Origin of the sequence: Bifidobacterium catenulatum PV20-2 (assembly GCF_000800455.1) — a bacterium.
Lineage (GTDB): Bacteria > Actinomycetota > Actinomycetes > Actinomycetales > Bifidobacteriaceae > Bifidobacterium > Bifidobacterium kashiwanohense_A.
Genome location: NZ_CP007456.1, coordinates 1,104,690 through 1,129,460 on the forward strand (window position 1 = coordinate 1,104,690; position 24,771 = coordinate 1,129,460).

Here is a 24,771-nt window from a genome sequence, read left to right on the forward strand (position 1 = left end):
CATCATGCTTGACGAGGCCAACGCTTACGAGCGTGGCATGGATGATGATTTGACTTTTCAGACGGTTCGGGAGCTTGCCGGTACAGCGTACATGGCCGGACGTTCCGCTCCACCAACTGCCGTTGAGATTGAGGCCGTGGCGAGAAAACTGTTGTGGTGGGCCATGGCACCAGTCTGGGAAGACGTCATGCCCAGTGAGGACTGCTTATGGACTCTGGCCGAGCCGGAGATGCGAGCCAATTACATCAGGGACGCTCGGGAAATGCTCGAAATCGCACGGAAGGCGGTAAACGAATGAGCAAAGACATGGAGAAGATCATGTACATAATCAAGAAAGCGTCCTACGCGCTCAACGCGATAGCGATGCTCGCAATCATCATCATAAAAATCATCGCCAACGCGAACCCTATATCCATAGCGATACTCTCGTTCCTCTACGGAGCATACGTGACGATCGTGTTCGTCATACTGTACGACGACCACTTGGAGAAGGAATACGAGTGAGCCTACGGAAACAGGTCCTCCACTACGCGGATCTCGACTACGATGCGGACGAGATAAGCCGCCTGCTGCACGTGGACAGAAGGCTCGTACTCCAAATCGAAGCCCACCGCAACGACCCCGAACCAGCCACATCAACGGAAGGCGAACAGCCAACGCTAATCTGACACACATACTATACTGGACAAGTCGCCCAACGGTTGCAAACAAAGGGTTGAGGCAACAAGACCAAACACACCCAAAACGCAACCAAGGAGCCAACACTTGACGCAAACCACATGCGCGACATGCTGGAAAACAACCGACGACAAGCATACCCTCTGCACATCCTGCGAAACCAAACTCCAATTCGATCTGCAATGGTTCGAAAACCACCTGCAAGACCTCGAATGGCGCACAAACCGCATGGACAAGACAGGCAACGGCGGAGGCGGCGGACATAACGGACTCGCCACCTCCCCGGCACCATTACGCGAAACCGCGTTCGAACTCATCGAAGGCAACGGCATGGACGACATTCCAAGCCTCCGTGACATTATCAACGAATACGCGCGATGCCTGAACGTGACCGCCCCATACGACCGGAAACTCGAAACACTCATCCGCAACATCCGGCTCACCGACAAGTGGAAGACCAGCAAGGCAACACCAACCTACGCGCGAATCATCCACCGTATCCGGCGCAAGGCCCAGGAACTCCTCGACTTCACCCTCGAAGACCAGATCATCATCGGCGAATGCCCGACCGACGACTGCCACCGTATCGTGAAAGTCATTCCAAACGCCACGTTCGCACCGAAATGCCCAGACTGCGGACAAGTGTATCCAGTCTCCGCCATCCGTGAGAACAGGCGACGCAAACTCCTCGCCACGCACATCACCGGCACGCAGACCGAAATCCGCAGACTGCTCCTGCAATGCGGCATCATCGTCAAACCCGGCACCATGCGCAGTTGGGTCAGCAGGGGAGACCTGAAACCCGTCACGCCGGTCAAAGACACGCGCAAGCAACGCTACCGGCTGTCCGACGTGTACAAGCTCGCCGTCAGAAACCCCGAAAAGGAAACGAACATTTGGATGCTCCTACAGGAGGAACAAGCATGAACATCGACCTCTCCAACCCGCCATACGCGGTCAAACTCAACGATCTCGGATTCGCATACTCGTACACCGACCGTGAGAAAGGCATCATCGTCTACACTCACGCCGACCCCAGATTGGTCGGCTCCAAATGGGTTGACCTTTGGGACGACGTGGAATGCATCATCGACTTCGAAGATGCGAACTGCATGGAACCATTGTCATTCACATTCAAGAACCTTAGAAACGGCGTCAGCAAAACCATTCCGGCAAGCAATCTCGCCCTAGTGGAAGAAGTTATCCGATGGCCGCCACTATCAGCATCACCGACAAGGGCAAGACCATCACCTACCACGCGCATCACATGCGAGACCAAATCGAACCAGTCAAACAGTACGGCATGTTCGGAGAACGATTGGACGCCCGAAAGAAACTACACGTTCTCACCTTCTACACGGAGGATTGAATTGATCAACATCAAATGCTCGCCAACCCTACTGCTATTGTCCGGCGTGCTGGCACTCCTGAAGATCATGGGAGTATTCCCATACTCATGGATATGGGTGATCGCACCCATTTGGATACCACTACTCGCGCTGGCCGGTATCACAGTCATCCTGATAATCGCTTGGATTATCGGCGTCATAGGCGTGCTTATTCTCGAAAAGTTCGGAGACTAATTGCAGATCAGCGGCAACACCAGCAACGGGGATGTGGCGTGCGTCATTGACACGACACAGGACAACATCACCAAGGAGGCACAATGAAAGTACTCGACTTCACCGAGGAAACAGACGAACTGGAAAACAAGCTGATAAAACTCGGATTCTATTATCAAAGTACCGACAAGGAAGAGAATGATGGTCTGCGAAACTCCTCACGACTGCTAAGCACATGGGTGAATGTCATGAATGACGTGACCCTGCGGATCATCCATACGTATGACAGATACGGTGATGAAACCAACGAATACGTCAGGATAACGGATAATTGCACGAACACAAGCGTCAACATGTCGGTCGAAGAGTTCATGGAATTGGAACAGATCACGAACAGCCACGGCAGCACATTCCCACGCCTCGGAAACATCCAACGAAACGATTTCCAAATCCAACGAAACGATTTAAACGAGAACTTAAGGAAATACGTGGAATGAGCGAGACAATCACGGCAGACCATCTGAACGCCACGCACTTGGGCAAGCGAATCACCATCAAAGGCAAGCATGGCACCGTCATGTCAGGCAAGCTGAAAAAAATCAGCGCCGACTACGTCATCATGCCCGATTTCGTGTCTTACGGCCCCTGCGAAGAATACATGCCCAAACCATTGAGGCCCAGGAAAGACGTTCACATCATCCTGCACTTGTCGAACCAAGTCAACGACGATATTAAAGCAACCGTGCATGAGAACACGGAACTACAGGTAGAAGAGGAACAGTGACAACACCAACCACCAAAGAACTGCTCATGCGTGTGATCGCCATGAAGTCACCGGAACTGTTCGACGGGTCAGACAACGAGCCGATCGAAGTGACCTCATACAACTATTATGAAGAAGGACCGCACCTCTGCGAGACATGCGACTATTCGTATTTCCTGCTACGAATAGGATACCGAACACGCGGCAGGAAAACGAAATGTCTAAATTATGAATACTTCGACCTATCCGACCTGCTCAGAACATTGGACAAGTGGGATGCGCAACATGACGATACGAGGAGGTCGGACGCATGAAATGGTTCACCAGCGACCTGCACTTCGCACACCCATTCGTGGCCGCGCTACGCGGTTACGCGCTACCCGGATACGCTCGCGACGAATCGATCAAGCAACAGGCCGAACACGACGGCAGGCAGCTTAAGGATTGCGTTGACTGGCGGAAGCACGATGCCGACATCGTACAAGCGATAAACACATACGTCGGCAAGGAAGACGAACTCTACATCCTAGGAGACATCAGTTCCGGCAGCACGTGGAGCGTCGATCAGGCGATAATGCGCATCCAGAATCTACAGGTTCCACGCAAACGCAGACACTTGATCCTCGGCAACCACGAAATGCACAGTTCCAGCCGCACGCTGACGAAACTAGCTGAAGCGTTCGGGGAAGTCGGAAGAGTCGGCATCACCGAAATCAGAGACGGGTGGGGCAACAACCCACACACGGTATTTTTAAGCCACTTCCAATGGCGTGAGGACTTCACGCAAAGCAAACCCCTAGGCGCAGTCTCAACCAATTGGAACGCGCCGGAGTTAGCCGCATACGCGCTACCACGCATGGAAAACACTCTGCTCCTGCACGGACATACGCACGCGTATGACCCGCTTGAGTTCGGCAGGCATCACAATGAGATCAACGTCGGATTGGACGCATGGTGTTTCGAGCCAGTCAACGAAGCCTCCTTGGTGGCAATTGGCTACCCACTGCGGTGAGTGTAACTGAGTAATGAAGTTTGGGCGGGTTAGACCACTTCTATTCAACAGCATCGATCTGACAGCGGAGTTCCTCTATCTCATTGGAAAGGATGGTGAGAAATTCCCGGTATTCGTCGAGTTCGACCGCCGTGTCGATAGCTTCGGCCTCCAGTTCGAACCGGCAGTCGCCGTCGTCGGTGAATGTTAGATCAGGAAAGTCGAACCATTGCCAGCTGTAACAGTCCGGGTCGCCATGCCACCCGTTTTCGGTTTTGGTCAGCGTGTAGTGTTCCGTGCCTTTGTAGTTGCCGTTCATGGTGTACTCCTTTTAGTCCATGTTTAAAAAGAAAAACGTTGAAAACAAAGGGCGCAGCACAATCGCCACGCCCCGAAACCAAACAAACGGACTGAATGAATCAGACACCCGCACGCCTACGTGCAGCGGCCTCAGCCTTGAAGAACGCCGCGAAAGCGTCGCCTATGGACGCATAAAACACGCCATCAACACGCCAGCCGTCATAACCTTTGGAATCATACCCACGCAAGTCAGCAAGCTCAGCGCGCATAAGCGGCAACGCCTCACTCCGCGACAACGCGCTACGATGCCAATTATTGTCGAAATGATCCGCAGCAACCCAAGCGTCGCGTTCCCTGCGCGAGTCAAAAGACAACAGACTACAATACGGCTCACCCTCAAAATTGGTAACGCCGACACCAAACCGCCAATACCCGGCATAAAAGTGGATACTCATTTTTGATACTCTCTTTCCAGCCCCCTTGCTAGAATAAGAGGGCTTATAAATTCGTTTGTTTTAAGCAAAACCCCAAGAGTGTTGCCACACTCTTGGGGTATTTTCATCAGACGGGTAACCCCGCCAAACATGTTCGAATAAACAAAATCCCGGCCACTCGAAAGCAGCCGGGATTCATCAGCATGAGGCAATTACGCGCCGAACGGCACGGCCTGTGCATAAGCTGTCTCAGGGGCAACGTCAATAGTTCCGTTATCCCATTCGACAGTACTCACACCGGCCCTGGCCGTCTTGAAAACATTCGGGTCACGCAACCGCTTGAACACGCCATCGTCCATATAGGGCGACATGTCAAGCACGCCGCAATGACCATCGGAAAAACGCAAAGCCACATGCGAGCCATCCAACGCCACAGCGTCAGTAACCCACACTTCATTGGGAACACTCACAATAAACCTCGTTTCATAGGGCAAGCGGGGCAATCGGATAAATAGGCTCATTGTTCATGGCAAGAGTCCAATTAGCCTCAAGCTCCTCACGATGCAATTCAATCCAAGCAACAAGAATTCTGTGTTGCTTGCGGGGCAACGGCTCCCCGGCCGTCACATTCCCGTCGAAGTCATAGGAAGCCCTATGACCCTGATACGTCGCGTGAATATGCGGCGGATTATGCTCGTTACGGTAGTTCATCTGCACGATGATCCCGAAGAACATGCTCAATGTTGGCAACTATGCCACCTCCTCACTCTTACGCCGATCATATCGGCTGAACATTAACATTTCGTGGACTACCGCACCCGTAAAGAGTGCCGATAGCCCCAGCGGATTACAAATCAATCCGCCGAAGATTCAGAGTCAGAATCGTCTTCCAAAAGCTTGCGAGGATTCTTGACATGCAACGCGTCACAAATACGCACGGCGACATTGAGACTCATCCCACCGACGTTACGTTGTCCAGTCTCGAACGCGCCAACACGTGACTGGCTCAACCCTGCTTTGTCAGCCAGCTGTTGTTGTGTCATGCCGCGCTTCAGTCTGAGTTCCCTCATTCCCATGTCAGTATCCTTCCGTAAGAAAATCCACAGGGTCGCATTGCAGCGCCTCAGACAATCGTAACGCCGTCCGCAAATACATTTGCGAAACAGGACGACCATTCGTCTCAAAACGGGAGATGGATGGACGTGCGATGCCACTCAATCCGGCCAGCTCCACCTGCGTTAATCTGCGTGCCTTGCGAATGTTCTTCAATCCGACGACGCCAGCGGACACGCCGCCACGCCACACATGCTCATCTGGATACAGGTCCAACACGTTGCAATGCAACGCCTGCGCCAGCTTCGCAGCCGTACTCAAATACATGTTCCGCGCCTCGCCCGCATGGTTCTCATACGCCCACAGGCGCGTGAAATCCACGCCGGTCAACGAATCCAACTGCTGCAACGTCAGTTCGGAACGCTCACGCAGCTCACGCAACCCCATGACGGCTCCTTCCAGACTTAAGGACACCATAGCATCGGCGGCGAAACAACGCCGCCGACACTCAGTCAATCCAATCCGTATTCCAGTCCAACATGTCCATTGGAATCATGCAGCCACCGGAACACTGGACGTACAGCCAGGTAGAATAGCCCATGCGAGCCGCCCTCACGCCGCGAACCCACTCATGCAGCCACTCCAACAAGAGCGACAGAGTGGAACGACGACGCCAAAACGACTTGCCAGACGCATAATCGAACCCCTCGTACTCGGCAATAGGGGAGAAAACGTCACGCTTACGCAAGTCAAAACCCTTCACCATCATTTCAAAGCCTCCTTCTTCACGGATTCAATCGCATCGCCGTAAATGAACTGCATGATTTCCCAACCCTCCTCAATGGAACGGTCGGCCAGCAGCATGCCGCCGCAGTCCTTGAACCCGTCCTCGCTGACAAACCCAAGAACCTTGCGGACATTCTCCTTTGACGGGTCAAGGCCAGCGTCCTTCATCAGTCCCTCAAGGTCGTCAACGACCCATTTGATCTCCGCGATGATTCCAGTGCTCATAATCCTGTCAACGGAATCGTCCCTACCCATACCCTTGCTCATTTCTTTTCCTCCTTGGTCCAAGGGATAATCTGATGCAGCAGATACGCCGCAGTCGTCAACTGGTCGTAAGCGGCCAGCACGTAAGCCGAATCAGGAGCGTCACCGCTCCCAAGATTCGACAGCAATCGGACGGCCTCGACGGCCTTGTCCGCCGCATTCGCGCACACATCCGAATCATGAGCGTCCATCACAGACACCCATCCTCGTCAGCATTCGTCCACCAGACGTAATCAAGCTCGAAATCGATGCTCGACTCGTACTGCTCGCCGATCTCATCAGGTGTCATGCTGCCAAGCACGTAACCGGTGAACTCCTCATAATCGGCGGAATGGGCATTGTTGTGCAGCATGAACACCTGCTCGCACCAGCCCGGCAGCGCAGACCAGAATTTCTTCCAATCCTTTTCAGAAACGTATTCGCCCATTGCGTCGATACGGTAGACACCCTCGTAAGGCTTGAAACGTTCCCTGATGAGCTTACGCAGCCCATCACCCGCCATCGTCTCAATGGCATCCACGACATCCTCGCCAATCGGTTCATCCAACGGCATGGCCTTCAACTCGTCAATGGTAATCATCATTCTTTCCTTTCAATCGATACGAAACTCTTCGCCATACTTGACGCAGTGGGCATCCAAATAGGCGTCGAAAAACTCCTGCTCGGAACACGGCGCGAGATTCGCGTGCAACAGCTCCCGCAACTCGTCATCCATGAGATTCACAGCGGCCTCATAAGACACGGGACGCCCATCCCGATCAATAACAACACTCATCGTTCTTTCCTTTCGCTCAGCAGCAGAACTCGTCAGTGAGTTCCACCAGTCTTTTCAACGACGTCCGCATGAGACGCGAACGACAGCCGACACCGGCCAGTTCCAGCCGGTTCACCATCGCCACGCGCACGGCCTCTCCGTTACCGACAGTGCAACGCGTCAGAAACCGGCCATCGGCACGCAGAACCGCATCCCGATACGCCTCCGCATCGGCCTGAGACCTGTGACGGCGCACGCGGATTGCGCCACCCACATATTCGACGGTCCACAACGCGGCCATGTCAGTCAGCCTCCCCAAAACGGTCGAACATCTTGTCATACGCCTTGCGCACAGCCGACAGGCCATTGCGGTACGCGGACATGCGATTCTCAGGAGTCGAAGACACAGCCAGGTCATGCTGCCAGCTAGCCGGAAACGCGATATGCTCCAACGTCCCGTCCACATCCGTCTGACGAACCTCGACATGCTGCGGGAACATGGCGTCGAACACCAGCACGCACAGCTCGAACGCCAGCCGCGTGTCCGCGTCGGCGACATAAAGGAAATCATTCTCGGCCAGCCGCCGCGCCTCATCGACGTCGAACGGCAGCGTGGCATACAATGCGACGAACCGTCCGACCGTCTCGTCATCCAGACCGCCGTCAGCGAAACAGTTTTGCACGACATCGATGAGATTGTCCCGCAAATCGGGCACCAGACCACACGCGCCGCCACGGATATACGGCACCTCGTCACGGCTGAAATGCCTCTCGAACCACTGCCAGCACACGTAACCCACATAGCCGGTCAGCTCACGCGGCAGCAAGTTGACGTCGATCATCGCGCCACCTCCTCGCCGTTAAGGAAATCAACGAACTTCCGCCGCGCCACACCATCGGCGTCACAGCCCAGCAAATCATTGCCGATGACGTCATAGCCGCAGCCGGTAACGAAATAGAAATACCAATCATCGCCGCCACGGCTCAGCCAGCACGAACGCACATGCTTGACAAGACCGTCGTAACGGTCGCACTTGAACCATTCCACTAGACCCTCAGCCAGAAGCGAGTCGAAACGGAACCGTCCGACGCAGATTAAGCTGTTCTCCTCCTCTTCCACGCGCCCCACGGCCTCGTCATCCAGCCTGTCGTCAAGCGAATAGCCAGCCTCAAGCGTCGCCAGATTACGCAGCAGCTCATACGAGTCGATACCGTCGAACGTCTCATGCTCAACGATTTCATCCGCGTTGAACCAAGTGATTTCCTTATAAATGCAATCGTCGAATTTCATGGTACAATCTCCTTTGCAATTAGAGGTGAATATTGATTGCATGGCCGGTCGCAGTCCCACCTGAGACCGGCACTTTCATTTCCCAGTGCCGCCCCACGACAGCACCTTGCCGCCGTCAACCAGCACGTAAGACTCGCCCATGCGATTGCCAACGGACACGGCACGCCACTCGCATATGCGCTCATAGCCGCCAGCCGTACTGCCGTCTTCCATGCCGCACTGGGGGATATCCGACAGCGACGTGTAGCCAGCCAAGTCGGCCTGACCATAGTCAGCCGTCGCATACGTCTCACGCCACCAATTCCATTGCTGTTCAGGCGTCCCATAAGGGTCAGCCACCGGCATGGGATTGCACACCGGCGAACACGCCACGGCGAACGCCGCCACGCCTACGGCCAGCAATCCAGCCAGCTTCACACACTTACGCATTCCACTTACCTCCCTTGGCGGTCTCGATATAACGTGGAAGCTTGTCCACGTCGAAATACATGTCGCCCGACACCGGGTCGGCATCATCGCGCCACGCTTCAAACACGGCATCACGGTCAGCGCCACCCAGAATGGCGTCAGACACCTCGCCATCGAAGTACTCCCGCAGCCACGCGGCCTCGCGCCGCTCCCAGTCGGATTCATCCAACACCGGGCAGTAGCGCCCGTCCTTGGTAATCATGTCTATCGCATATTGGACGACGGCCTGATCCGACAGTCTGCCATACTCGTCCGTCAACTCAATCGCATAGCCGACACCGCAGAACGCGCGCGGCACATGACCGTAGTCGGACAGCCACCGCACGGCAGTCTCAATATTGCTTTCATCCAGCGCGCTGTCGAAGTACAGTAGCCGCGAAACCTGATACGTGTAATCGTTGAACACCGTATCGGCCACGCGGATACCCCGCACCCATTCCAGAATGTCCGGCAGCACGTCGTCGAACGACGGCAGTCCAGCATAGCCGACACCGTCCCACACGTCCCGCAGTTCCTCGTACAAGTCGGCATCCTCAGCCGTATCCTTGCGAACCTCATGCACATACATTTCATTTTCCTCACTTTCAGATAGATAGGTTGATTTTCAGCGAGACAACGTCAGAAACAGGTCTGAATACCGCAGCTCCAAGTCGAGAGCCTTAAGCGCCCTGCACGCGGCCACATAGTCGCCCGAATCCATGCATTCGACAAACTGCTGCGCATAGGCGCACGTCTCCACATCATCGGAAGACACGCATTCCAGCAAGTCGTCAAGGCTAGGCCATGCGCCCTCGGAATCATCGACAGTGCATTCTCCATGGCTGTACAGGTGCCACGTCATGCCGTCGAGATTCCAGCAATCCGACCCTTTGCCGTCCAGTATGTCGCCTAACGTCTCAGGCCAATCCATAAACTCGTAATCGACAGCGACACTCAGGCTCAGGTTGTGCGCGTCGTACAAGTCGGCCAACCGCCCCCAGTCAGCCTCAGCGGAACCGCTGTCGTACACGTCCCATATGGCCCTAATGGCGACGGCCATATCCTTGTACCCGGACGGCGGCACCGGACTATCATCCCCACGCATGTACGCAAGGAACTCAGGCGACGGCGCTGTGACAACGTCAAGACTGGAACCGTCCAGACCGTCCGGGAACTCGGCGCCATTGCATGAATACAACTCCAACGTGCTGCCGCCCCGTTCAGACTCACGCAAGCCATGACGTCCAGCCATGACGTCGTAAAAATCATCAACGGAATTAAATCCAGACATGATTACCCACTTTCATAGAGATTTGTTGATTAGCCGCCATATGACGGCACAGTGCGCGGATGGGGAATCGCACCCCATGGAACCTCGCTAGAGCCACGCCATAGCCCGGAGTCTGGCTACGTGAATTAGAGGTTTTTCCCGATAAGGTGCTCGGCCATCCTTAGCGCACGCGCTTGCATGTCAAGCAACGTCTCGCCGTTGAACGCCATACTTGCGTCATGACGTTGTGCCATGTACCTACGCAGTTGTGATGGCGTGAAGTAGTGTTCCGCGATATCGACGTTGTATACAAGCGCGCAGCCGTCGTAACTGTATTGCGTCCAGTCGGCCGCGCCGTCCAGCAACAGCTCACGCAATTCGTGCCGATCAGACGGCAGTTCCATGTCGCCGTTTCCCAGATTGCCCAGCATGTCCACGGCGTCGTCCCTCACGGCGCGGCCCCACTTGCTGCGCGGGTTGAGCTGTTCAAGGGTTGCGATTGCTTTGTTCACTGTGGTCATTTCAATACTCCCTTTTTATTAGTTGGTTACATTAATTTTGGTAGTGGTCAGCGATTTTCTTTTTAAGGTCAGCCAATGTGTGCGCCCCGATTTGCACGCCACGTTTTCCGTCGTGCCATTCTTCGTTGAAAACGTAGCCCCCGCCCCAATCAGGCTTAAGTTTCACCACGTCACCCACACGTTTGCCATCAACCATCGCATACCGGAAATATCCGTCGTCAACGGTATTGCTGTATGCGCACGGCAACGTGATCAGGCTTCGAAGTTTTACGATTTTGACAGTCATTTTTTAACCTCCGCTTGTTTATTGGTTACATTTGTAAAGCTGGACGCGTCATACGAGATTGACATAATCACGCACGGCCGTATTCCAACCGGTATCCTCCCAGGCATATGTGCCAACCTTAGCCATGAGGCATGGCGACAGTGAGCCGGAAACGGTGGTATCCCGCAATGGCACGCACACCACCTTGTAGGTATGTCCGGTGTTCGTCTCACAGTAGACGGCAGTACGGTGCGAACTCACAAGCACGCGCGTAATCCGCACATCAGGTACGAAATCGCTTGCAAGATCGACAACCCTAGGCCGCATTGCCGCAACGCGAAACGCAGCAATAAGCGCATGACGTGCCATCGATTCCGCCGCCAAGGTGCCCTGAAATTCAAGCACCGGCATTTCACGTATCCAAAGATGCGACACGTAAGACGGTAGGGACTCACGCGCCGTAGTGAGACAGTCGCGAAAGATTTTTACAGCCATTTCTTCGTTGGTATCCATAATAAACCCCCTTAAGGTTTAGTGTTAATTGGTTAATTGCGTGCCACTAGAGGGTATCGCGCCCCCTCATGGTCTAAACAGTGGCGAGAGGGGCGCAACCCTTGCGGATTACGCCCATGAAGATTTGTTCTTTGGCTAACGCCACCCGCAAAGTGGCGCAGAGGCGCATACGCACCCCCTATAGACTTTTATTGTCCGCATAACCCCCAAACGTAAGACGTTTGTGGTCAACCGCTAACGCGACTGATAGGCGCTAAAAACATGTCTGTTCCGCAACCTATTACGCCGTGGTTTACAGCCTATGCCGCCAACCATGCTCACGCATGGCAAACATAGGCATTGCCGCTTACAAATCGGCCTCCTCATTGGCGATAGTCTCTCACACTACGCCAAACGTCGGCGGTACCCCCCTTACGAGTTCTCGCGCTCTACATTGTCAATCAAGTTCACGTACACTGCCTAGGCAAAATTGGCACTGCCAACCACGCCCACCTAGTGGGCATTATGCACACACCCCGAAAAACGCCGCCACCTAACCCCCAAAAGGGGTGAAGCTTAAACTACCGGCCTTCGGTAACACTCTTCTTTTGTCAAACACTCGCAACACTCGCAGACGGGACACTGCACCTCGGCACAGTGGCCACCGTTCCACACGTGGCAGTTTTCCGGCGCACACACTCGATACGCCCCCCTAACCGTCTCAGGCTAGGCTATGCGGTGCCTAGGCACCTGACCACCACGGCTTCATCTGCCGGTTGCTACAGCCGGTTGCGAGTGGTGTGGCGAGAGTGTCGCACCGACCTCGCTAGGCTGACTGCCTAACCGGTTGATAGCCATCACTATACATACCCAGTTGGATATAATCAAATCAAGGAAACAAACCACATTAAAACGTTGAAATAACACCGTTCTATCGGCGTGTTGAAATATGGGTAGGGGGTAAAGAAAACGAAAAAAGAGTTTGGATAGCACAAGAAAAAATAAAGTCAAGCAAGATACCAAAATACGGACAAAAAATATTGAGCGAGATAGATATAAATAATAAGGGATACGACACAATGACGCGCATACGTACAACTGTACGAACGAACATTTGTACCATCGAACGAACGTTCTAACCGGGGCTGGGGGAGGGTCCTCCGGGTGCGCCCGTTGGGGCCGTCGGGTCAATGGTAGAAATAGTGCGCGCCGTCTGAAAAAGTCCGCGCATGAAACGTGACATGACAACGACGATGTTGGGTTCACATTGAAATCGTCTTCAGCATACCACGTGACACGCCGTATTCTATGCCGTTTCTATTGCAACGTTGACGCAACGTTGGGGGTGAGTATGCTGTCGCATGTCGGAATGAATTTTGGAGGACGCGTGGCGTCCTTGTGGGTGTCATTCCGGCTAGCGGTTCGGTGGTGCTCCTTGTCTCTTGGTTAAGGATTCCGACCGTTGGGACGTTTGCGTTCATAAGGAGCACCGCTAGGGACAGTTGGCTGAGTCTGGTTTAAGGTAGTCGCCTCGAAAGCGACCGACTCTAACGGGTCCGGGAGTTCGAATCTCTCACTGTCCGCAGATGGCATCTTCCTAGGTAAGGTGCGATTCGGTTTCAAGTCCAATGCGAGAGGCTTGTTGGTACCGCCGTTTGATCTCGCACATGGTTCCTATCGCTCTTGTGGGAGTGTTAGTCGCGCGTGGTTTTCTGGCTCTCTTGACCATGCGTGGTGAGATGCCGGTTCGAATCCGGCTGGGAGCCCTTTGAGGGTGGATAAATCCCGGAATATAGTGTGTGTTTTTGGATTGTCCGTGAGATTGCGTCCATCCTCGTTTCTTGTGCCGGCCCCACCCGGTGTCGCCTATATGGCTGCGCCATTTGTTTTTTGGGGCTGACTTGCAATCCTGTTGGCACAGCCTTTTGGTTGTCGGGTTCGATTCCCGAGGTTTGCTCTAGGTTTCATGGGGGTAGCTGCCTGTGAGACCGATGGCATTGCTCGAATGTCCCCGCTGGAACATGTGGGGATAAGAGGCTCCCTGCCTTAATCAGGCGGTTGATGACCGAAGGGGAGGCACGGCCAGACGGATGCATATATACATACACGTTCCTTGCCGTTGGTGGTAAAGCCCATTCCACCATGCCGAACGTCTTGCCGACTTGGACGTTAACTAAGTCGGGTATATGGCATTGGTGCAACTGGTAGCATGGCGGTCTCCAAAACCGTCGATGTTGGTTCGAGTCCAACATGCTGTGCTCAGCCTACCCACAGGTTGTGGGAGAGGTCTTCGGAGTCGTCTTGTGGCGGCTCTAGTTTTAGCTGACCCGCCTAGTCTGCGGGAACAGTCTCCTGAGTCGCTGCGGCGGCTCTTGCTTTTGGATGCTTGGCAGAGTGGCTTATTGCACCACCTCGCTAAGGTGGCGACCGGGAACGGTTCGGGGGTTCGACTCCCTCAGCATCCGCGCGCCGTGGCTGGCGGTAAAAAGCCATTTTTTGCCATTGGATTTCCTTATGGCGGTTTGGGTTAGATGACGGGCAATCCCCATGTTTTGTGGTGAGTGCGGCGTGGGGGTTGTCTGTTCTTTTGCTTTGGTGGCGGAATGGTAGACGCGGCGCACTCAAAATGCGTTGTCTTTGTGGCGTGAGGGTTCGACTCCCTCCTGAAGCACTGAGGAGTGGCGATGACCAACGATTGGAATAAGTCGCATCGTAAGGAACGGTTCAATCCGGGTTGGGAGCGGACGCGTCGTGAGGTGTTGGATTATTACGGGTGGCGTTGCCAGTATCCGGTGATCGGTGATGATGGCGTGTTGCGTCCGTGTGGCGCTCATGCGAATGAGGTCGATCATATCATTCGTGCCGAGGATGGTCAGCCTGATGATGATTCTTGGGATAATCTTCAGGTTCTTTGTCGTGCTCATCATTCTTATAAGACTGGTTTGGAGTCGGCTGACGCGCGGCGAAGGAAGAGGGTTGAGCGTGAGGAGGCTCGTTGGTACAGGCATCCCGCGTTCGGTTAGCTGAGGGTGAGTGCAGTGTGAATGGGTGTGATGGGCCTGTTCATGCTCATGGGATGTGTAGGTCTCATTATGATCGTTGGCGGCGTAGTGGCAGTGGTGCCCGTAAGCGTCGTATGAGTCGTGCGTGTCTGGCGTGTGGCTCTTTTTTTGAGACTGAGCGTCGGGACAAGGCTTTTTGTTCGGCTCGTTGTCGTAAGCGTTTCCAGCGTTTGAAGGCTGAGGGTGCGGCTCCTAATCGTACTCCGCAGCCGTTGAAGTCGGTGTTGTGGGAGCCTCGGTCGAATGCCCGTGTCGGGCGGCGGGGGAGTGTTCCCACTGGTTTTTGGACTGCCGAGGATGAGTGGAACGCGTGTTCTCATACGTGTCCGGTTTGTGGGTTGCCGCTTGACCGGTCGGTTGATGTTTTGAGTGATGATTTTCCGGTTGGCGCTTGGCGTGTGTCGTTGGAGCAGGGTGGTGAGAACTCGTTGGCTAATCGGATTGTCGTTCATCGCAGGTGCGCGTAGTGCCGTAACGGGCTTCGCGCTTGTCGTCCCGTAATGGGGCTTTGCGGGGAGTGATGTTATGGGCAGGAAGACGAGTGATTCCGGTAATCAGGTTTTGGAGATTCCTGATGGGAAGTTGGGGCCTGATCTGCCTCCGGCTAACCAGATTTTTCCCAAGGGTGGGGAGTGGTTGCCGTTGGTTGCTCATTGGTACGAGGAGTATCGGCGTAGTCCGAATGCTTCGATGTTGCGTTCGGCTCCTTCTTGGATGGCTGTCCAGTTGGGTTTCGCGACGATCAATGAGATGCTTTCGACTCGTCGTTATGCGACGTTGATGCCGGTCGTGCGTCAGTTGTTTGACGAGTTGGGCTGGACCCCGGCTTCGATGCGCGCGTTGAAGTTCGACGTGCCGGAGGCTGACGACCATGCCGCTTCGGATGGTTCGAATCATGCTGTGATCCAGGATATCGATGCTTGGCGTCGCAAGATCGAGGCGGCTGGCTGACATGCATTTGATGATTCCTAACCTGACTTATGAGGATAGGCGTAGGAGTCTTGGACGTTTGGCGTTGTGGTGGGTTGAGACGTTCAGCCTCATCGGTCGCGGTGGTGCGACCGGTAAGCCTGTCACTCATAGTCCTGAGTATATCCAGTTCTATTTGAACGCCTACGCGTTGAAGCCGAATGGTCGGCGCAGGTTCAATCGTGTGAGCTTGTGGCGTCCGAAGGGTTGCAACAAGAGTGGCTTGGGCAACGATCTGGCCTTGTTCGAGGCTTTTGGCCCTTGTCGCTTCGACCATTGGGCTAATCCGGGTGAGACGTATACGTTTCTTGGTCAGGCTTACTATTACCTGCCAGGTGAGCCTGTTGGTCGTCCTGTCCAGCGTCCTGAGATTCTGTGTTTGGCTACGTCCGAGGACCAGTCGGGCAATATCTTCGATTCGATTCACTATAACTGCACTTCCGGCCCGTTGGCCCAGTTGCAGGGTTTCGGCATGGAGGTCACGAAGACCCGTATCGGCTTGCCGGAGGGTGGGGAGATTATTCCCACGACTTCCGGCGATGCGTCGAAGGATGGTGGTCTTGAGACTTTCGCGTTGATGGATGAGGTGCATCTGTATACGCTGCCGAAGCATCATTCGATGTATAAGACGGTTCAGCGTAATCTTCCGAAGCGTTCGTTGGATGCCGACCCTTGGGTGTTGGAGATGACGACGTATTTCCGTCCGGGTCAGAACAGTGTGGCGGAGAACACGTTGAAGATCGCGGAGGATATTCAGGCTGGCCGTTCCAGGCATTATAAGGGCTTGTACTTCGACTATCGGTATTCGACGCTTCCTATCGAGGATTTTCCTGATGAGAAGAAGCTTGAGCACGCGTTGTATGAGTCGTATGGCTCTGCCGCCCATTCGGATGATGGTAAGGATTACATCATTCTTCCCGATGGGCGTATCGAGGCCGTTGATGCCGATGGCTATTCGGTTGAGGGGTTCTCGCTTCGTGATGATGGCGTCGAGCCGGGGCCGTCGAAGGATGGTTGGGTTGACATTCATGGTCTGATGGGGCAAATCTACCAGCCTGATTCGGACCCGAATGATTCGATTCGTTATTATTTGAACTCTCGTGCGTCGAGTGAGGATTCGTGGCTTACGGAGCCTGCGATCCAGTCGCATTTGGCTTACAGGGATTTGTATGGCCGTGCTGTCGGCTCGTCTTCTCGTTTGGATGGGGTCTGGAAGGATTTCATTGACGAGGATGAGGAGATCACGCTTGGGTTCGATGGTTCGATTCGTAATGATTCGACCGCGTTGGTTGGTTGTCGCGTGTCCGATGGTCTGCTGTTTCTTATCAAGTTGCAGCAGCGGCCTGATAATGCGGACCCTGATTGGCGTGTTGACCGAGATGGTTTCGATGCCGCCGTGCGTCGTATGTTCGAGAATTACAATGTCATCGGCTGTTTCGCCGATGCGCATTTCTTCGAGTCGATGATTGGCGGCTGGGAGGCTGAGTATGGGCGTGGCATGAAGGTGTTCGCCCGTGGCCAGTCTTCGATGATGAAGTTTTGGACGAATAACTGGTCGCAGGATATGTATCGTGCGTTGCAGTGCGCGCATTCGTCGTTTGAGTATGCTCCCGAGCCTGTTGAGGAGGGGGAGCCTGACCCGAATAATATTCTTTTGTGTGCCGACCCGCGTCTTGTGTCGCATTTCCGTAACGCGAAGCGGCGTGAGAAGAGTTGGGGCTATCAGATTCATAAGGAGACGCCTAAGAGTCCGCACAAGATCGATGCGTGCATGGCTGGCGTTTTGGCTTATGCGGCGCGTGAGAAGTATTTGGGCCAGTTCGAGGATGAGACTCCGCAGCGGGTGATACCGCAGCGGGTCTGGTGATTTTGGGGTGTTCGTATGGCTTCCACATCTTCTAATATGCAGAGTCTTGTTACTGGCGATGACGAGCCTGATGGTGATGGTCTGGCGTTGACGCGTCTTGCGACGCGTTTGCAGAATCGTATTCCTGACCTGTGTGTGTTGAAGACGTTTTATGACGGTCGTGAGACGGTTCCGTTGCAGTCCGTGCCGAAGGCGGCGACCACGACGGCCAGTGCCGTGTATAGGCGTTTTGTGGATATCTGCCCGTTGAATCTGGCTCATACGATTGCGGATGCGGTAATCACGTCGCAGCATCCTACCGGTTTTCGTCTTGTCGCCGACAAGACGATGCGGAGCACGGATGCGGATGACATGTGGGATAAGTGCGGCATGGATGTCCGTTCGTTGAACATGTTCATGGATGCGGCGATCTACGGTGCCGCGTATGCGATGGTTCTCGGCAAGGAGAATCCTTCGTATATCCAACGGTTGAGCCCGTGGAGCACGGTTGTGTCCGACGACAAGGATTCGGCTGTGGTGTATGGGTGGTCCGAGGAAGAGCAGATCGAACGGTTGACTTTGTATCGCATCGTCCGTAATGATGACGGCGAGATTCAGAGCGTCTATTCGCGTACCGCGAAGCATGAGGTCAAGTCGCGCACGTTGCCTTCCGATTCGGTCGATGACGAGGATACCGTGTATGACCTTGCCAACGACGATTCGAAGAAGCGTCCAGAGTTCGAGGCGCAGTTCGAGTGGGAGGGCCAGTCTTCCGGCGATGATTGGAAGTTCGCCCTTGATTGCGGGTGTCTTCCTATCGTGCAGTTGACCACTCCTAACGGCAAGGGCCAGTTCGAGGCTTCCTTGAAGACGTTGAGGTCCATCGACCAGCAGCGTTTTCAACGGTTCTGCATTCAGGAGATGCAGGCGTTCAAGCAGCGTTGGGTGTCGGGCGACATGCCTGAGTATTACCAGAAGAGCGACCCTGCGGTCAAGGCCGGTAAGGCTCAGGCCGGTGACAAGATCGACTATTCGGAACTGTTCGAGATGGGTCCCGCCGCGTTGTGGCTGCTTCCAGCCGATGCGAAGATTGGCGAATCGTCCATTACGGATATCACGCCGGTTGTGAATGCGGCCGCTTCCGATGTGAAGCTTCTGGCAGGTGCCACTGGCACTCCGTTGTCGATTCTTTCGCCTGATGTGGCTGGTTCCGCCGAGGGTGCGAAGCTGACGACTCGTATGCTGCGGTTGAAGGTCCGTGACATGAACATGAGGGCCAATGACGCTTTCGTGCTCCTGTTGAAGATGGCGTTGACCGCTTCCGGCAGTAATGCTTCGGAGGAGCGTTTCGAGACGACTTGGGAGCCGTTGGAGCTTCCGTCCGAGTTGGAGCAGTGTCAGGCGGCGGCTCAGGTGAAGGGTGTTCTTCCGTTGAAGACCATCGCCCGTCGTTATCTGCATATGACCGAGACGGAGATCGCGGAGATGATTCAGGATGCTCAGGATACGAGTTTCCTGAATGCCATGGCGCGGCAGAACGCGGCTTTGGATTCGTCGGCGAGGCAGACTGATGCGACGATGAATGATTCGTATCTGGGTGACGGGTCCGGTTTGGATTCGTTCGCGTCCGATTCTGGTTCTATGGGGGCCGATGATTCATATGGTTCGACCGGTGGCGGTGAGGTCTGATGGCCGATAGCGCGTTGGCTGCCGTTCAGGCGTTGGATGACCAGCGGTTGAAGCTGGTTGACGAGTTCGTCCGCAGGGCTTGGAACATGTGGCGTAGCCTGACTCCTTCCGACTGGTGGAATGATGCGGTGGCCGAGGGGGCGGCTGCTTATGTGACGCAGCAGCATATCGCGTTCGTGAAGGCTATGCGCCAGCAGGGCATCTCGTATGCGGATACGATGCTGCGTCTGGCCGGTGTGAACGGTTTGGGGGATGTCCCACAATATGAGGTTGTTCGCGCCAATACGGACCCGTGGCAGGTCGCCATGAGGGTCGCGGACGAGTATCGCACTCAGGCCGTGAAGAATCCTGAGATTCGACCTGCTACGTGGGATGAGATTCTGAAGGACGCCGACCAGTCCGCCGCCAACCATGTGAAGGCTTGGCTGATGGCCGCGAAAATCCAGTTGGAGAACAATGCGGTCACTGACGGCTATGTTGCTCAGAATCGTGCCATACAGTCGCGTTACAGGAGTTCCGGCGTCGAACGGTATCGGCGTGTGATTCATCCCGAACTGTCGAAGACGGGTTCGTGTGGTTTGTGTGTCGTGGCCGCTACCAACACGTTCACGAAGGCTGATTTGATGCCCATGCACAACAGATGCAAGTGCACAATTTCTCCGATTACCGCATCGAATGACCCCGGGTTGAAATTGAACTCGGATGATCTGATGACGATATACAAGGCCGCTGGCAAAACGTCGGGCCGTGATTATTCCACGAGCGCGACGGATTTGACGAAGCTTCGCGTGAAGGTCGTCAACAATAGCGAGCTTGGGCCTGTGCTGCTTCGCAAGGATGCTCCGGTGAATGGGAACGCGCCGGAATGGCATCTGCCAGACATGAAGATGACCAGTGCGCAGATGGAGCGCATGTTCGCCCGTGCGACCGAGTTCAACGCCCGGTACAAGGAATTGCTGGATGGTGACAAGGATTCGGTTCAATTCCGTTTCGATGGGCGTTCGTATGAGTTCAAAAAGACAGTCCACACTAAGCAGGCTTGGCAGTACGTGCGGAGCCTGTTGGCTTATTCTCGCGGTTTTTTGGGACTGGCCGCTTAAACATTAAGGAGATTGGGTCTTATGGCCTCTCAGGATAATGAAGTCGAATCCGAAAAGGACAAGACTGTTGGTCAGGCCGGAACGGTCGAGGATGCCGTGGAGGATGCTCGGACCACTCCGGTTGACGAACCCGCCGTTGAGCATGACGCTCCGGCTGATGATAAGGGTTCCGATGATTCTTCCAAGCCGTCCGATGGTGACGAGCTTGCCAAATGGAAGGCTATGAGCCGTAAGAACGAAGACCGTGCTTCGGCCAATTACAAGGCTTTCCAGTCCGCCGATGCGGAGCTTAAGGCCGCGAAGACGCAGATTGCGCGTCTTGAGGCCAAGGCTAAGTATCCGCAGATCACGGACGCTGTTCTTTCCGACCTCTGCCCCGCAACGGAGCCGGAGGCCATCGCGTCGTGGGCTGAGAAGTATGCGGCGTACAACCCGATTGACACTTCCAAGGTGGAGAGGAAACCGCAGCAGACCGAGGATGCTTTGGCCCGCAAGGTAGCCATGCAGGCCGAGTTCCCGTCCGGCACCTCGCATCCGAAACGTCAGCCGGGCGACGCTTACAAGCGTGTGATGGAACGTCAGAAGGCACGTAAGCGCAGCAAGTAGTTTCCTACTGATTCTTTGAAAGGATTGAGCGTATGACTCAAGAGATGGTTCATTCCTCCGGTATCGTCACCGTTGAGGAGGACAATTCCTGGCGTCATGGCGAGAAGAACACCAATGATTCGGTGTCCGTCACCATCGTGCCTGAATTGTTCAAGACCACTGACAACAAGTATCTGACCGGTGTGGGTCCGAAGGCCACGACCGTTTACATTCGTTCCGGCATTCCGCTGGCGAAGATCACTTCCGGCGCGAACGTCGGCTCGTATGGTCCGTATGACAAGCAGGCCACCGATGGCCGTCAGACCAAGATCGCAGGTCTGCTTGAATCCATGGTGGCCGTGAACATCAACCTGTCCGGCTGGGATGTGGACGACCCGACCGTGGGCATGACCTATCGTGGCGACATCGTGGCCTCGAATCTTCCGGTGAAGCCGGAGTCCGGTGCTGTGTGGGACGGCGAGTTCTACGACGTTGAGGATGACGTTGTGAAGCCGTTGTCCGTTTCGACCGGCGTGACCATCACCGCGATCAAGCTGACCAAGGATGGCACCAATGCCATCACCGGTGGCACAGCCACCCTCTCCAACGGTAAGACCGTGAACATCACAGTTTCCTGATTGACGGTCTTTTACTTCTAAACATTTTGTGAAACCCACCCATCGCGGTGGGTTTTTGCGTATCTAAGGAGTTTTTCTTGGCTATTGACAAGACTATCATCCCGCCATCCGAGGCGACCGAGGTCGCTCAGGCGGGACATGACTATGTGAACGGCATCCTTCCATTGTCGAACATCTTCCCGGTCACCTCCAACGGTGGCGACTGGACCGCTTCGTGGACTCCGGTCATTCCGAAGTCGAAGACCCGTGCGATGAAGCATCGTGCGTTGGATGCCGAGATCGGGCACACCAAGTCCGAGACCTCGACCGCTGAGATTCATACCGGACTGTTGCCGTTGTCCGGCATGGACCATATCTCCGAGCGTGATATCGCCAAGCATCAGGACGATACCGCCTATATCCACGATCAGGCCGAGGCGAAGTTCGAGGCTCTGGGCCAGCAGGCTGGTGTGACCGAGGAGTTGGAGCGTTTGCAGTGCTTGGTGACCGGCAAGGTGGTCATCAAGGAGAACGGCGTCAATATGACGTATTCGTTCCAGCGTCCGGGCAACCAGCAGAATGTGAAGCCTACCACCACTTGGGATAACGACAAGTCGAATCCGTGCGACGACATCGAAGCCTGGGTGAAGATCATGCGCAAGGCTTACGGTCGTAAGCCGCACGCCGTCGCCACCACCGGTGTGGTCATCGATGCCATGCGTACCAACGAGTTCTTCCGTACGCAGGTGTCCGGCATGGATTTGGAGCATTCGAAGACCAAGCTGTCCCGTCAGGAGGTGTTGGACGTGCTTCGTGCGCAGTCCGGCATCACCGACGTGCTTCTGGTCGATGAGGCTTACGAGGATTTGAAGCTCGACAACACCTTCGACATGGATGCCGATGTTTCCGCCGCGTTCCCGGACAAGACCTTCATCCTGCTTCCGTCGTTCAACGATTCGTCTCTTGGCGCTACCCTGTCCGGTCCTACCGCAGAGGCCCAGAACTCCGAGTACGAGATCAACAAGAGCGTGAACGATGGTCTTATCGGCGCTATGTTGTCGCATCAGGCTCCGTTGAACTACGACATTTGGGTCAACGGCAATTATCTGCCGATTCTGAAGGAGGCCGTCTCGACCTTCAAGGCGGACGTGCTGGGCGAGTAGCCTTCTTGAAGCTTAGGGGGTTTCGCTGATGTCGAATGGTGTTACCGATGCCGTCGATTGGGTGGAATGCTTGGAGCTTCATTGCCTTCCCGACGCCGACGTGTTGAAACGGTATCCGAACGCTTGGCTCACGTACATGTGCCATCGTGCGGAGACCGTGGCGTCCACTTCGAGCACGAACTGCTTGCCACGGTTGAAGTCCGGCGACCTTGACCTTGAGGATTACGAGTTCGTCATCTGTTCGATGGTGTGGCGCGTCATCCGCTATTCGGATATCAAGACCGAATCGAACGGCACGTACCAGTTCACGCGTTTCGACCCGCAGGACAATCCGCCAGGCAAGGATGCGTCGCCGAATCTGTATCTGTCGAAAAGGGAGAAGCAGATTCTTGACGGCTATGCGAATGGGCGCGGGCCTATCGGAACCGTTGGCGTCGGCGTGAACCGTATCTATGGAATGTGATGCCTATGTCTCGTGAAACATGGGATTTGGGGCATCCTTACGATAAGTCCGGCTCCGATGCCGTTGTGGAGCATCCTTACAAGGATGTCACGGTTCCTTGGGTGAAGCCTGATTCGATTCTGTATCGGGACAAGGTGATCGTCGTGTTGTACACGGTCCGTCGTGGGCCTCATGGCACGACGTATGTGCCCGGCAAGGCTTACTGGTGCTGGTGTTCCATCGAGGGCCGCGAGCAGCAGGCCGGCATGTTTTCCATTTCCGGTGCCGAGGATAAGTCGCCGCAGACTTGGGGTGGTTTGCGTGAGGTCACGCCGTCTCAGGTCGCTGCCGTGGAATGGCATGGCGATATCCATACGGAGGTCTGGTATCAGGGCGACTGCTACGACGTTGACGGCGCTCCGACGTTCCGTCAGCATGGCGAGGTTCCACACTATGAGATGCATATTCGGCGTAACGCCGACTATTCGCAGATTCCTGTGGGGTTGCGTCCGAAGCCTCCCGCACCGGACCCTGACGACCATGTGTGGGGTGAGGCCGATGGCAAGAGTTTTCATTGACCGTGATCTGAGCACGAAGGTGGCCGAATGGTTCGGCCCGCAGGCCACGTCGGAGAAGGCCGACGAGGTGCTTGCGGATGCGAGGATGCTTGCAACCGCGCGCGCCGAGGGCCGCGACCCGGGTATTCCGGTCGCGAAGGACCTGAGTCTTGAGAAGCGTTACCACGGCATCGACACCGACGTGTGCCTTGACGTGGAGGGGCGTGACGGGTCGAATGTGGCCGTCGAGCATGAGTGGGGCGCATGGAACGTGCAGCGCCGCCATTGGGTCGAGGGCCATCATGTGATGCGTGACGCGGCCCGTATGAACGGTGGTGTCTGATGCCGCTGATTCAGCCTGATTACGAGCGTTACCCGCAGGAGCGTCCGATGGTTGACTTCGATTCGCTCGTGTACACGCTTCTGACCGCTGGTTTCACTGACAATGCGCATTGGCCTGACGTGCATGTGCTCAACGAGGTCGATGTGGATGTCGATGCGTGGGCCTCGTTCTCGAACATCGTGTTGTTCCATTCGAACGCTCCGACCATGGCTACCGGCAATCATTCGACCGGCGTGTGGGATTGCGATATCGACATCATCGTCGCCACGAACGACGCCGACCGCTCTTTCGGCTTGGCGCAGGAAGTGTACCAGCAGATCATGCAGTGGCCGCGTTACGGACGTACCGATTATGGCCGTGTGATTCGGATTGTCGGCAATCCCGGTTTTGGCAAGAGCGCCGGTGGCAAGCAGGCCACGGGCAAGAAGGTGAAGCAGTATTCCGCTTCCTCGTTCACCGTCCGCGCGGAGGATTCGCTTCGCGTTGGATGATTTTCCGTTTTTTCGTTTTCAAGCCTCGCCATGTGC

41 protein-coding genes and 4 tRNA genes are annotated in these 24,771 nt (G+C 55.1%); 25 read left to right on the plus strand and 20 right to left on the minus strand.

Annotated elements, in window-relative coordinates; translation table 11 throughout:
• Positions 1-4: 4 nt before the first annotated feature.
• From AH68_RS04800 to AH68_RS04835, 9 genes are all read left to right on the plus strand, one after another.
• Positions 5-298, plus strand: a complete 294-nt coding sequence (locus AH68_RS04800; RefSeq protein ID WP_052189154.1) for a hypothetical protein — start codon at positions 5-7, stop codon at positions 296-298.
• Complete coding sequence (locus AH68_RS04805) at positions 295-504, plus strand: hypothetical protein (RefSeq protein WP_039198128.1); 210 nt, start codon at positions 295-297, stop codon at positions 502-504. The genes AH68_RS04800 and AH68_RS04805 overlap by 4 nt, the downstream gene beginning before the upstream one ends.
• A complete protein-coding gene (locus AH68_RS10745) occupies positions 501-668 on the plus strand; it encodes a hypothetical protein (RefSeq protein ID WP_158332982.1) in 168 nt (55 codons plus the stop codon). Before AH68_RS04805 ends, AH68_RS10745 begins: the two co-directional genes overlap by 4 nt.
• 97 nt (positions 669-765) lie before the next feature.
• Positions 766-1,605: a hypothetical protein gene (locus AH68_RS04810; RefSeq protein ID WP_039198131.1), complete on the plus strand. Its 840-nt coding sequence runs from the start codon at positions 766-768 to the stop codon at positions 1,603-1,605.
• Positions 1,602-2,261, plus strand: coding sequence for a hypothetical protein (locus AH68_RS04815; protein ID WP_039198133.1), 660 nt, complete (start codon positions 1,602-1,604; stop codon positions 2,259-2,261). Before AH68_RS04810 ends, AH68_RS04815 begins: the two co-directional genes overlap by 4 nt.
• An 83-nt stretch (positions 2,262-2,344) precedes the next feature.
• A complete protein-coding gene (locus tag AH68_RS04820; protein ID WP_039198136.1) occupies positions 2,345-2,737 on the plus strand; it encodes a hypothetical protein in 393 nt (130 codons plus the stop codon).
• On the plus strand, positions 2,734-3,024 hold the full coding sequence (locus AH68_RS04825) for a hypothetical protein (RefSeq protein WP_039198138.1): 291 nt from the start codon (positions 2,734-2,736) through the stop codon (positions 3,022-3,024). Before AH68_RS04820 ends, AH68_RS04825 begins: the two co-directional genes overlap by 4 nt.
• Positions 3,021-3,317: a hypothetical protein gene (locus tag AH68_RS04830; RefSeq protein ID WP_144245699.1), complete on the plus strand. Its 297-nt coding sequence runs from the start codon at positions 3,021-3,023 to the stop codon at positions 3,315-3,317. The genes AH68_RS04825 and AH68_RS04830 overlap by 4 nt, the downstream gene beginning before the upstream one ends.
• The gene (locus AH68_RS04835; RefSeq protein WP_039198142.1) at positions 3,314-4,015 is read left to right on the plus strand and encodes a metallophosphoesterase; all 702 of its coding nucleotides are present in this window, start codon (positions 3,314-3,316) and stop codon (positions 4,013-4,015) included. Before AH68_RS04830 ends, AH68_RS04835 begins: the two co-directional genes overlap by 4 nt.
• Before the next feature lie 40 nt (positions 4,016-4,055).
• Here AH68_RS04835 and AH68_RS04840 read toward each other — a convergent pair whose 3' ends face one another.
• The 20 genes from AH68_RS04840 to AH68_RS04935 all read right to left on the minus strand — a co-directional run bounded on the left by AH68_RS04840 (position 4,056) and on the right by AH68_RS04935 (position 11,892).
• The gene (locus AH68_RS04840; protein ID WP_039198144.1) at positions 4,056-4,313 is read right to left on the minus strand and encodes a hypothetical protein; all 258 of its coding nucleotides are present in this window, start codon (positions 4,311-4,313) and stop codon (positions 4,056-4,058) included.
• 100 nt (positions 4,314-4,413) lie between these two features.
• Positions 4,414-4,668 (minus strand): hypothetical protein, encoded by a 255-nt coding sequence (locus AH68_RS10070; protein ID WP_144245700.1) that lies wholly within the window; start codon positions 4,666-4,668, stop codon positions 4,414-4,416.
• A gap of 272 nt (positions 4,669-4,940) precedes the next feature.
• The gene (locus AH68_RS04850; RefSeq protein ID WP_236682457.1) at positions 4,941-5,198 is read right to left on the minus strand and encodes a DUF2442 domain-containing protein; all 258 of its coding nucleotides are present in this window, start codon (positions 5,196-5,198) and stop codon (positions 4,941-4,943) included.
• A 13-nt stretch (positions 5,199-5,211) separates the two neighbouring features.
• The gene (locus AH68_RS04855; protein ID WP_052189156.1) at positions 5,212-5,463 is read right to left on the minus strand and encodes a DUF4160 domain-containing protein; all 252 of its coding nucleotides are present in this window, start codon (positions 5,461-5,463) and stop codon (positions 5,212-5,214) included.
• A 119-nt stretch (positions 5,464-5,582) separates the two neighbouring features.
• Entirely contained in the window at positions 5,583-5,804 is a 222-nt protein-coding gene (locus tag AH68_RS04860) for a helix-turn-helix transcriptional regulator (RefSeq protein WP_039198149.1), read from the minus strand.
• A 1-nt stretch (position 5,805) separates the two neighbouring features.
• On the minus strand, positions 5,806-6,228 hold the full coding sequence (locus AH68_RS04865) for a helix-turn-helix domain-containing protein (protein ID WP_236682458.1): 423 nt from the start codon (positions 6,226-6,228) through the stop codon (positions 5,806-5,808).
• A 61-nt stretch (positions 6,229-6,289) separates the two neighbouring features.
• Complete coding sequence (locus AH68_RS04870) at positions 6,290-6,550, minus strand: hypothetical protein (protein WP_039198151.1); 261 nt, start codon at positions 6,548-6,550, stop codon at positions 6,290-6,292.
• Positions 6,547-6,834 carry a hypothetical protein gene (locus AH68_RS04875; RefSeq protein WP_039198153.1) on the minus strand — a complete coding sequence of 96 codons (288 nt, stop codon included), beginning with the start codon at positions 6,832-6,834 and terminating at the stop codon, positions 6,547-6,549. The genes AH68_RS04870 and AH68_RS04875 overlap by 4 nt, the downstream gene beginning before the upstream one ends.
• Positions 6,831-7,022 (minus strand): hypothetical protein, encoded by a 192-nt coding sequence (locus AH68_RS04880; protein WP_039198155.1) that lies wholly within the window; start codon positions 7,020-7,022, stop codon positions 6,831-6,833. Before AH68_RS04880 ends, AH68_RS04875 begins: the two co-directional genes overlap by 4 nt.
• Positions 7,022-7,414 (minus strand): hypothetical protein, encoded by a 393-nt coding sequence (locus tag AH68_RS04885; RefSeq protein WP_144245702.1) that lies wholly within the window; start codon positions 7,412-7,414, stop codon positions 7,022-7,024. Before AH68_RS04885 ends, AH68_RS04880 begins: the two co-directional genes overlap by 1 nt.
• Positions 7,415-7,423: 9 nt before the next feature.
• Positions 7,424-7,606: a hypothetical protein gene (locus AH68_RS04890; protein WP_039198157.1), complete on the minus strand. Its 183-nt coding sequence runs from the start codon at positions 7,604-7,606 to the stop codon at positions 7,424-7,426.
• 16 nt (positions 7,607-7,622) lie between these two features.
• A complete protein-coding gene (locus AH68_RS04895) occupies positions 7,623-7,886 on the minus strand; it encodes a hypothetical protein (RefSeq protein ID WP_039198159.1) in 264 nt (87 codons plus the stop codon).
• Position 7,887: 1 nt separating this feature from the next.
• Positions 7,888-8,427 (minus strand): hypothetical protein, encoded by a 540-nt coding sequence (locus tag AH68_RS04900; RefSeq protein ID WP_039198161.1) that lies wholly within the window; start codon positions 8,425-8,427, stop codon positions 7,888-7,890.
• Positions 8,424-8,876, minus strand: coding sequence for a hypothetical protein (locus AH68_RS04905; RefSeq protein WP_039198164.1), 453 nt, complete (start codon positions 8,874-8,876; stop codon positions 8,424-8,426). Before AH68_RS04905 ends, AH68_RS04900 begins: the two co-directional genes overlap by 4 nt.
• 75 nt (positions 8,877-8,951) lie before the next feature.
• Complete coding sequence (locus tag AH68_RS04910) at positions 8,952-9,305, minus strand: hypothetical protein (RefSeq protein ID WP_039198165.1); 354 nt, start codon at positions 9,303-9,305, stop codon at positions 8,952-8,954.
• A complete protein-coding gene (locus tag AH68_RS04915) occupies positions 9,298-9,912 on the minus strand; it encodes a hypothetical protein (RefSeq protein ID WP_039198167.1) in 615 nt (204 codons plus the stop codon). The genes AH68_RS04910 and AH68_RS04915 overlap by 8 nt, the downstream gene beginning before the upstream one ends.
• A 36-nt stretch (positions 9,913-9,948) precedes the next feature.
• The gene (locus AH68_RS04920) at positions 9,949-10,614 is read right to left on the minus strand and encodes a hypothetical protein (RefSeq protein ID WP_039198169.1); all 666 of its coding nucleotides are present in this window, start codon (positions 10,612-10,614) and stop codon (positions 9,949-9,951) included.
• Positions 10,615-10,739: 125 nt separating this feature from the next.
• On the minus strand, positions 10,740-11,114 hold the full coding sequence (locus tag AH68_RS04925; RefSeq protein WP_039198171.1) for a hypothetical protein: 375 nt from the start codon (positions 11,112-11,114) through the stop codon (positions 10,740-10,742).
• 31 nt (positions 11,115-11,145) lie between these two features.
• Positions 11,146-11,400 (minus strand): hypothetical protein, encoded by a 255-nt coding sequence (locus AH68_RS04930; RefSeq protein WP_039198173.1) that lies wholly within the window; start codon positions 11,398-11,400, stop codon positions 11,146-11,148.
• Between the two features lie 48 nt (positions 11,401-11,448).
• Complete coding sequence (locus AH68_RS04935; RefSeq protein WP_144245704.1) at positions 11,449-11,892, minus strand: hypothetical protein; 444 nt, start codon at positions 11,890-11,892, stop codon at positions 11,449-11,451.
• 1,475 nt (positions 11,893-13,367) lie between these two features.
• Between AH68_RS04935 and AH68_RS04940 the strand changes: the two genes are divergently transcribed.
• The 16 genes from AH68_RS04940 to AH68_RS05015 all read left to right on the plus strand — a co-directional run bounded on the left by AH68_RS04940 (position 13,368) and on the right by AH68_RS05015 (position 24,735).
• A tRNA-Ser gene (locus AH68_RS04940) sits at positions 13,368-13,454 on the plus strand.
• A 603-nt stretch (positions 13,455-14,057) separates the two neighbouring features.
• Positions 14,058-14,129: transfer RNA gene (locus AH68_RS04945), tRNA-Trp, on the plus strand.
• A 122-nt stretch (positions 14,130-14,251) separates the two neighbouring features.
• A tRNA-Ser gene (locus tag AH68_RS04950) sits at positions 14,252-14,336 on the plus strand.
• Positions 14,337-14,460: 124 nt separating this feature from the next.
• Positions 14,461-14,542, plus strand: a tRNA-Leu gene (locus tag AH68_RS04955).
• Positions 14,543-14,555: 13 nt separating this feature from the next.
• A complete protein-coding gene (locus tag AH68_RS04960) occupies positions 14,556-14,894 on the plus strand; it encodes an HNH endonuclease (protein ID WP_039198178.1) in 339 nt (112 codons plus the stop codon).
• 564 nt (positions 14,895-15,458) lie between these two features.
• Positions 15,459-15,884, plus strand: a complete 426-nt coding sequence (locus AH68_RS10560; protein ID WP_143239872.1) for a phage terminase small subunit — start codon at positions 15,459-15,461, stop codon at positions 15,882-15,884.
• 1 nt (position 15,885) lies between these two features.
• Positions 15,886-17,769: a hypothetical protein gene (locus AH68_RS04970; protein WP_039198181.1), complete on the plus strand. Its 1,884-nt coding sequence runs from the start codon at positions 15,886-15,888 to the stop codon at positions 17,767-17,769.
• A gap of 36 nt (positions 17,770-17,805) precedes the next feature.
• Positions 17,806-19,437, plus strand: coding sequence for a hypothetical protein (locus tag AH68_RS04975; protein WP_052189158.1), 1,632 nt, complete (start codon positions 17,806-17,808; stop codon positions 19,435-19,437).
• Positions 19,437-20,537 carry a hypothetical protein gene (locus AH68_RS04980; protein WP_039198184.1) on the plus strand — a complete coding sequence of 367 codons (1,101 nt, stop codon included), beginning with the start codon at positions 19,437-19,439 and terminating at the stop codon, positions 20,535-20,537. Before AH68_RS04975 ends, AH68_RS04980 begins: the two co-directional genes overlap by 1 nt.
• A gap of 21 nt (positions 20,538-20,558) precedes the next feature.
• Entirely contained in the window at positions 20,559-21,143 is a 585-nt protein-coding gene (locus AH68_RS04985; RefSeq protein WP_039198186.1) for a hypothetical protein, read from the plus strand.
• 32 nt (positions 21,144-21,175) lie between these two features.
• The gene (locus AH68_RS04990) at positions 21,176-21,760 is read left to right on the plus strand and encodes a hypothetical protein (RefSeq protein ID WP_039198188.1); all 585 of its coding nucleotides are present in this window, start codon (positions 21,176-21,178) and stop codon (positions 21,758-21,760) included.
• A 77-nt stretch (positions 21,761-21,837) separates the two neighbouring features.
• Positions 21,838-22,902 (plus strand): major capsid protein, encoded by a 1,065-nt coding sequence (locus AH68_RS04995; protein WP_039198191.1) that lies wholly within the window; start codon positions 21,838-21,840, stop codon positions 22,900-22,902.
• A gap of 28 nt (positions 22,903-22,930) precedes the next feature.
• Positions 22,931-23,365: a hypothetical protein gene (locus tag AH68_RS05000; RefSeq protein WP_039198193.1), complete on the plus strand. Its 435-nt coding sequence runs from the start codon at positions 22,931-22,933 to the stop codon at positions 23,363-23,365.
• A gap of 5 nt (positions 23,366-23,370) precedes the next feature.
• Complete coding sequence (locus tag AH68_RS10075) at positions 23,371-23,922, plus strand: hypothetical protein (protein WP_052189159.1); 552 nt, start codon at positions 23,371-23,373, stop codon at positions 23,920-23,922.
• Positions 23,903-24,244, plus strand: coding sequence for a hypothetical protein (locus AH68_RS05010; protein ID WP_039198195.1), 342 nt, complete (start codon positions 23,903-23,905; stop codon positions 24,242-24,244). Before AH68_RS10075 ends, AH68_RS05010 begins: the two co-directional genes overlap by 20 nt.
• The gene (locus AH68_RS05015) at positions 24,244-24,735 is read left to right on the plus strand and encodes a hypothetical protein (protein ID WP_039198198.1); all 492 of its coding nucleotides are present in this window, start codon (positions 24,244-24,246) and stop codon (positions 24,733-24,735) included. The genes AH68_RS05010 and AH68_RS05015 overlap by 1 nt, the downstream gene beginning before the upstream one ends.
• The last annotated feature ends 36 nt before the right edge of the window (positions 24,736-24,771 follow it).